Raw genomic sequence first — 7596 nt, forward strand, 5'->3', positions numbered from 1 at the left:
ACGAGAACTCCGTCACAATCAAAAATAATAAGATCTATTTGAGGCATAAAATATTCCTTTACATGTTACGAGATGAACAATTTTCATGAAAACGACATTGAGAGAATCTTATTTCATAAAAATATATTTTGAAAATGATTCTTATTCATTTTACGAAATAAAAGATAGGGGAACAGTATATTGAAAAAAGAAAAATTCATTCAGATGGAAGTTTTTTTACTTTAAAAAACAAAAAATAATAATCAATTTTTCGGAACTTTAACGATACGTTTACTCTATTTTGTAAATATGGATTGGTAAAGCGGGCCTATAAACTATTTTGGTTGATTATAGGGCAAATTCAGTTCATTTTGTTGGGTTTTTCATGACAGTTATTCAGCTTCAAAAAGATTTCGTTCGTAATCCCTCCCAGACGCCATGGCGCAATAAAATTTTTAAAGGAGATTGTGTTTCCGTTTTAGAAAAACTTCCAAAACATTCTGTTGATATGATTTTTGCGGATCCACCCTATAATTTGCAATTGGATGGTGCTTTATATCGTCCAGATCATTCGCTTGTTGATGCGGTTGATGATGCATGGGACCAGTTTGAGAGTTTTGCTGCTTATGATGCTTTTACCCGTGCGTGGTTGCTTGCTTGTCGTCGTGTGTTAAAACCTAATGGAACCCTTTGGGTTATCGGATCTTACCATAATATTTTTCGAGTTGGTACGGCATTACAAGATTTAGGTTTTTGGATGCTCAATGATATTATTTGGCGCAAAAATAACCCGATGCCTAATTTCCGAGGGCGACGCTTTCAAAATGCTCATGAGACACTTATTTGGGCTGTGCGAGATCAAAAAGATAAAAAGTATACATTTAATTATGATGCTTTAAAAGCGGCAAACGAAGATCTACAAATGCGTTCAGATTGGCTTTTTCCTCTCTGCACTGGAGCTGAACGTTTAAAGGATGATTCAGGGCGTAAATTACATCCAACACAAAAACCGCAAGCGTTATTAGCGCGTATTATTATGGCTTCTAGTAAACCTGGTGATGTTATTCTTGATCCGTTTTTTGGTTCGGGAACAACAGGTGCTGTTGCCAAGCTTTTAGGGCGTGATTTTGTTGGGGTTGAACGCGAGCAAGATTACATTGATGCGGCATGTGAAAGGATTGCGGCGGTTAAACCTTTAGGACAACCAGAGCTGGCGATTTTAGATAGAAAAAAAGCAGAACCGCGCATAGCATTCAACAGTTTGCTTGAAGCAGGTTTACTTTATCCTGGAGAAGTTCTTTATGATCGAAAAAAGCAAGTATCTGCTATTGTAAGAGCTGATGGTACGATTATGCATGGTGGTGAAGCGGGTTCAATTCACGCAATGGGAAGAAAGGCTCAAGATTCGCAGAGTTGTAATGGTTGGACATTTTGGTATTATGAGGAAAATGGACGGTTAAAGTCCATAGATCATTTAAGAATGATCATACGTTCACAAATGTTAAAAACGGGTGTTTTATGAACTAAGCTGATCGCTTCATTCTATTAATCACCAATGTACCTGATCTCGATTGGGATGGATGCAAGCGCGTTTTATGCTTTTCTTAGATATTTTATATTGAAATACTCACCTCGCTTGTAAGCGGCAAGCGAGTATTTTTCGCTTCTTGTAGAAAAAATTAAAACGAGAAATTTCTACTCTATGTTCTGATTTTAGTTCCAAAATAGTAAAATTTCAATATAATCTTATAAAAATGAAATATCAGAATTAAAAGGTTCATTCAGAAGTTCAAAATTAAGTGCTTTTTTGTACGTGCATCTATAAAGTGCGTAAAATATATTGATTTATCAAGATAATTTAGCGCAACTCATATTGAATTGCCCTCGGAATATCGTCAAACTCTTTTATTTCAAACCTGTTTCATATTGAATCAATAAAAATTACTTACTTGCATGTCATAAGCGGGGTTGGCGTGTGAATAAAAATTGTTAAAGAAAGAACTAAAAGTACCTCTTATGAACCGTTTCAAGTGCCAAGGGTGTCGTAGGGGGTGGGTAAATATAACGATGGTGCCGATTTGCTTCTTCATAAGCGAACAAAGGACAGATCCTGAAATTTAAATCTAAGATTTCTATTCCTTCTTAATTCTCATTGATAGAAAAAATGAGACATTCTACGTGTTTAAATTTTTCTTTGTAAAGATTAAGAAATGGTCATTAGGGATACAAAAGTCTCCATTAGCAAACATGTTTACGAATAAACAAGGTTATTTAAATCTGAAAGAATTGGGAAGTGCTACGGAAATGGCTTTTTTCATAACAGTAGGGAGCGCTTCTTTGGCAAGATGTTGAATGTTGCACCACCAACCATTTTCACAATTCATTTCATGAATATCTTCAGTATAGTAGACATCGAGTTTTAGAGAAAAGTGAGTAAAAACATGCGTAATTTGCCCTTTGAATTGCCAATTGGCAGGAAAGGGGGCGTTTTGGAGCCCATTTTTGTTGTTTATATCAATATTGTTAGGAATTTGGGTCATTCCACCAAGGAGTTTTTGCGTCTGTCGTTTTTCCAAATAAATTTGTTTATTTTTATTAAGAACCACAAAGGCACTACCTGTTTTTGAAGGGCGTTCTTTTTTAGGGGCTTTAACTGGAAAAGACTCCGGTTGTTTCATCTTTGCCGCTTTGCATAAACTTTGAAGAGGGCAGATATAACAAGATGGTTTGCGTGGAGTACAAATGGTTGCTCCCAAATCCATCATTGCTTGAGCAAAGTCGCCAGGACGATTTAAAGCAGTAATTTTTTGTGTTTTTTCTTTAATTTCAGCTTTTGCTTTTGGTAATATTGAAGCGATAGCAAAAAGGCGCGCTATTACACGTTCGACATTACCATCAACCACTGCCACAGGATGGTTAAAAGCAATTGCGGCAATGGCTGCGGCAGTATACTCTCCAATACCGGCTAGAGTTCGCAATTCTTTTACAGATTGTGGAAATTGTCCTGCGTAGTTTTCAACAAGCTGTCTCGCACATTTTTTAAGATTACGTGCGCGTGAATAGTAACCAAGTCCAGCCCATGCTTTCATAATATCATCTTGTGAGGCTATTGCTAAAGAAGGAAGATCAGGCCAAAATTTCAGAAATTTTTTAAAATAGGGCTTAACCGTTTCAACGGTTGTTTGTTGCAGCATGATTTCAGAAAGCCAAACCTGATAAGGATCAGGACGGATACCTTGTCTTTGCTCTTCGGGGGTAATCCGCCATGGGAGGTTTCTATGATTTTGATCGTACCAAGAAAGGAGGTGCGAAGAAATTTCATACATGATTGTTTTCAAGCATAGAGAGATGTAAAATGCAAAAGAAAAAATATTTATTTTGTAATTCTTTTTTTGCTCTTTTATTGTCGAGACCCTGGTGAGGAGTGGATTTTTATTTTGTTGATATTTTATAAATTAGGGAGGCAATTATTTTTAGATAAAACAAATTATTGTAATTGAGTAAACGGTTGAACAATGATCTAAAAATGAGAAAACAACTAAAAAAACGTATCTTTTATTCTCTTTCTGAGACGGTATTCAAAATACTTGATCCCGTTTTGCGCAAACGGACAGGGCTAAATGTAGAGCTTATAGAGCATTGGCCACAAATTGTGGGCCATGATATCAGTGAACATACAATGCCGCTTAAAATTATTTGGAAACGTCGTGCAGATCAAGATGAAGTTTTTCAGCCAGCAACACTTGTTGTCGCATGTGAAGGATTTGCGGCGTTGAAATTAATGCATGAAACAGAGGAATTTCTTCATAAAATTAATGGATTTTTTGGCTATATTGCTATTGATCGCATCAAGATTGAACAAAGGCGTCTGTCGGTTTTTATGAATCATTTGCCTCTAAAGTCGACTTTGAGTGAACAAGACAAAAAATGCGTGGAGAAAATGCTTGAAGGAATTGAAGATAAAAGTTTACGCCAATCACTTTATAAACTTGGCTGTTGCATTTTCTCGGAAAAAAATAATAAATAGCAAGATATTTTATATATATTTTCTTTAATATATGAGAAAGCATTGGATTCCTATTCGTTTAATACCAACAGAAAAGTATTATTTATGGTAAAATTTCGTTCTTTTTTATCTTTCGGGATAATTTTTCTCTTCATAACGATTGTACAAAATAGTGTAACAGTTGCTTTAGCGCGTGATCTCAAACCAGTGGCAACAGTTGATATGGCTGAGCTTCTCCAATCAAGTAAAGTAAAGGATCGCTTTGAGGGAGAGGCGGATGCACCAGTCATCATTGTTGAGTATGCTTCGTTAACATGTGTTCATTGTGCACATTTTTACAACGATATACTTCCTCAAATTCGTAAAAAATATATCAAAACAGGAAAAGTGAAACTGATTTTCCGAGAATATGCTTTTGATCCTCGGGCAACAGCAGGTTTTATGTTAGCACGGTGTGCACCAGAAGATCGCTATTTCCCTTTTATAGAAGTTTTATTTCAAAAACAAAATGAGTGGGTTTGGGGAAAAGATGCTCTGACACCATTGAAAAAAATTAGCTTAATGGCGGGTTTTTCAGATGAAAGTTTTACTGCGTGTTTGAAAAATCAGACCATTTTAGATGAAGTGAATGCATCTTTTGAGCGTGGTAAAGAACTTGGTGTGACAGCAACGCCTACTTTCTTTATCAATGGAAATAAATATGAAGGTGCTATGAAAGTAGAAGACTTTTTTTCGGTGATTGATAGTTTTCTTAAAAACTGAATCTTAATCTTCTAGAAGATAGATGGTGATGTGGTCATTATCTCTTTTAAGAAGGTTAGGTATTATGCATTTATGAAGCGATCTTTTTTATTTCGCCGATTTTGAATCATTTAAGTTAAGCCTAGGTTGAATGGTGTTTTGATGCTGATATGGGAGGATTTGTACAATGAAAAAATGGGTTTATAGTTTTGGAGATGGAAACGCAGAAGGAAGTGCAAGCGAGCGTAATCTTCTCGGAGGTAAAGGGGCTAATTTAGCAGAAATGAGTAGTCTTGGTTTGCCCGTACCGCCAGGATTTACTCTGACAACAGAAGTCTGTAATTTTTATTACGCACATGACAAATCATACCCAGAAGAGCTACAGGAATCTGTTAAGCAAGCATTAAGACGCGTTGGTGAACAAACAGGACGTGAATTTGGTAATGAGCAAAGACCACTTTTGCTTTCTGTTCGTTCAGGGGCTAGGGCTTCTATGCCAGGAATGATGGATACAGTGCTTAACCTTGGCATGAATGATAAGACTGTAAAAGCTATTGCTTTACAAGCTAATAATGAACGGTTTGCTTATGATAGTTATCGGCGTTTTATCCAAATGTATTCTAACGTTGTTTTGGGGGTAGACCATTCTTATTTTGAAGAGATTCTTGATGAGGCAAAAGAACGCAATGGTTACACTATTGATACAGAAATGACAGCAGATGATTGGAAACATGTTATTGCTTCTTATAAAGCATATATTGAAGAAAAATTAGGAATCCCTTTTCCACAAGATCCTGAACAGCAATTATGGGGGGCGATTGGAGCCGTTTTTTCAAGTTGGATGACAGCACGCGCAGTCACTTATCGTCGTTTACATAGCATTCCTGAAAGTTGGGGAACGGCAGTTAATGTGCAAGCTATGGTTTTCGGCAACATGGGTGAAGATTCGGCAACAGGTGTTGCTTTTACACGCAATCCATCGACAGGAAAAAAAGAACTTTACGGTGAATTTTTAGTTAATGCGCAAGGAGAAGATGTTGTGGCGGGTATTCGAACGCCTCAAAATATTACAGAAAATGCGCGTATTGTTGCTGGTTCAAATAAGCCGTCTTTAGAAAAAATTATGCCTGAGGCTTTTTTGAAGTTATGTCAGATCGCGCAAAAGCTTGAGCAGCATTATCGGGATATGCAAGATCTCGAATTTACCATTGAAAAAGGTAAGTTATGGATGTTGCAGACTCGTTCGGGAAAACGTACGGCTCGTGCAGCTCTCAAGATGGCAATTGAAATGGTTGAGGAGGGGTTAATAAGCCGTGAAGAGGCGGTAATGCGTATTGATGCAAAGTCACTTGACCAACTTTTACATCCAACACTTGATCCCAAAGCAGAGCGTTTTGTTATAGGGCGTGGTTTACCTGCTTCTCCTGGAGCTGCAACGGGTGAAATTGTTTTTACTTCGGAAGAGGCAGAAATTGTGTCAGCAGAAGGGCGAAAAGTTATTTTGGTCCGTGTGGAAACAAGCCCAGAAGATATTCATGGTATGCATGCTGCAGAAGGAATTTTAACAACGCGTGGCGGCATGACAAGTCACGCTGCTGTTGTTGCGCGGGGAATGGGAAAACCATGTATTTCTGGTGCTGGTAGTGTGCGGATTGATTATAATACAAATACGCTATTTGCTTCAGGAGAAAGCTTTAAAAAAGGCGATGTTATCACGATTGATGGTGGAAGTGGGGAAATTTTCAAAGGAAAAGTTGCAATGTTGCAGCCTAAGCTTTGCGGAGACTTTGCAAAATTAATGGAATGGGCTGATGGGATGCGACGTATAAGAGTTCGCGCCAATGCTGAGACACCATCTGATGCCCGTATGGGGCGTTCTTTTGGGGCTGAAGGTATTGGTCTTTGCCGTACGGAGCATATGTTTTTTTCTGGAGAACGTATTGTTGCCATGCGTGAAATGATTTTAAGTCATGATGAACGTGGTCGTCGTAAAGCACTAGATAAGCTTTTGCCAATGCAGCGTTCAGATTTTAGTGAATTATTTGAAATTATGTGTGGTTTACCTGTTACCATTCGTTTGTTAGATCCGCCACTCCATGAATTTTTGCCTAAAACGAAAGCAGAAATTCTTGATGTTGCAACAGCTATGGGGGTTTCTGCTGAAGTACTTGCTGAACGTGCTCAGCAGTTACACGAATTTAATCCTATGCTTGGATTACGAGGATGCCGTTTAGCTATTACTTATCCTGAAATTGCAGAAATGCAAGCGCGGGCGATTTTTGAAGCAGCAGCAGAATCTGCCCAAAAATCTGGATCTCCTGTTATGCTTGAAATTATGGTGCCATTGGTTGCTCTTAAATCTGAACTCGATTTTGTAAAAGCGCGTATTGATCAGGTTGCTGAGGAAGTGATGAAAGAAAAGGGAGGTACTATTCAATATATAGTTGGGACGATGATTGAACTTCCAAGGGCAGCGCTTCGAGCAGATGAAATTGCTGAAACTGCTGAATTTTTTTCATTTGGAACAAACGATTTGACACAAACTACTTTTGGGATTTCCCGTGATGATGCTGCTCCTTTTTTGGCAACCTATTTTCAAAAAGGTCTTTTAGAGCAAGATCCTTTCGTATCTATTGACCGTGATGGAGTAGGGGAACTTATTACCATTGCTGCACAGCGTGGACGCTCAAAGCGTGCAAAAATAAAATTGGGAATTTGCGGTGAACATGGAGGCGATCCTGCCTCTATTGCTTTATGTGAAGAAAATAACCTAGATTATGTTTCGTGTTCTCCTTTTCGAGTACCAATTGCTCGTTTAGCAGCAGCTCAGGCCGCAATAGCAAAAAGGATGTAATGGGTTAATATTTTTT

The 7596-nt window shown here is 37.9% G+C and carries 5 protein-coding genes; 4 read left to right on the forward strand and 1 reads right to left on the reverse strand.

The annotated features are described in order from the left end of the window. Window positions 1–364 precede the first annotated feature (364 nt). Complete coding sequence (locus tag ACFIO3_RS05930; RefSeq protein ID WP_375606393.1) at window positions 365–1501, forward strand: site-specific DNA-methyltransferase; 1137 nt, start codon at window positions 365–367, stop codon at window positions 1499–1501. 745 nt (window positions 1502–2246) lie between these two features. On the opposite strand, the gene mutY is transcribed toward ACFIO3_RS05930, so the two are convergent. Next, entirely contained in the window at window positions 2247–3305 is a 1059-nt protein-coding gene (gene mutY, locus ACFIO3_RS05935) for an A/G-specific adenine glycosylase (protein WP_375696771.1), read from the reverse strand. 200 nt (window positions 3306–3505) lie between these two features. Between mutY and ACFIO3_RS05940 the strand changes: the two genes are divergently transcribed. From ACFIO3_RS05940 to ppdK, 3 genes are all read left to right on the forward strand, one after another. Next, complete coding sequence (locus ACFIO3_RS05940) at window positions 3506–4006, forward strand: DUF721 domain-containing protein (RefSeq protein WP_375606391.1); 501 nt, start codon at window positions 3506–3508, stop codon at window positions 4004–4006. 84 nt (window positions 4007–4090) lie between these two features. Continuing rightward, a complete protein-coding gene (locus ACFIO3_RS05945) occupies window positions 4091–4747 on the forward strand; it encodes a DsbA family protein (protein ID WP_375695442.1) in 657 nt (218 codons plus the stop codon). 166 nt (window positions 4748–4913) lie between these two features. Then, window positions 4914–7580 carry a pyruvate, phosphate dikinase gene (gene ppdK / locus ACFIO3_RS05950; RefSeq protein ID WP_375704198.1) on the forward strand — a complete coding sequence of 889 codons (2667 nt, stop codon included), beginning with the start codon at window positions 4914–4916 and terminating at the stop codon, window positions 7578–7580. The last annotated feature ends 16 nt before the right edge of the window (window positions 7581–7596 follow it).

Source organism: Bartonella sp. AD328YNZD (assembly GCF_042196425.1).

Bases quoted from the DNA above. Each gene is read 5' to 3' on its own strand.
- ACFIO3_RS05930 (WP_375606393.1), top strand. From the start codon at position 365: ATGACAGTTATTCAGCTTCAAAAAGATTTCGTTCGTAATCCCTCCCAG.
- mutY (WP_375696771.1), bottom strand. From the start codon at position 3,305: ATGTATGAAATTTCTTCGCACCTCCTTTCTTGGTACGATCAAAATCAT.
- ACFIO3_RS05940 (WP_375606391.1), top strand. From the start codon at position 3,506: ATGAGAAAACAACTAAAAAAACGTATCTTTTATTCTCTTTCTGAGACG.
- ACFIO3_RS05945 (WP_375695442.1), top strand. From the start codon at position 4,091: ATGGTAAAATTTCGTTCTTTTTTATCTTTCGGGATAATTTTTCTCTTC.
- ppdK (WP_375704198.1), top strand. From the start codon at position 4,914: ATGAAAAAATGGGTTTATAGTTTTGGAGATGGAAACGCAGAAGGAAGT.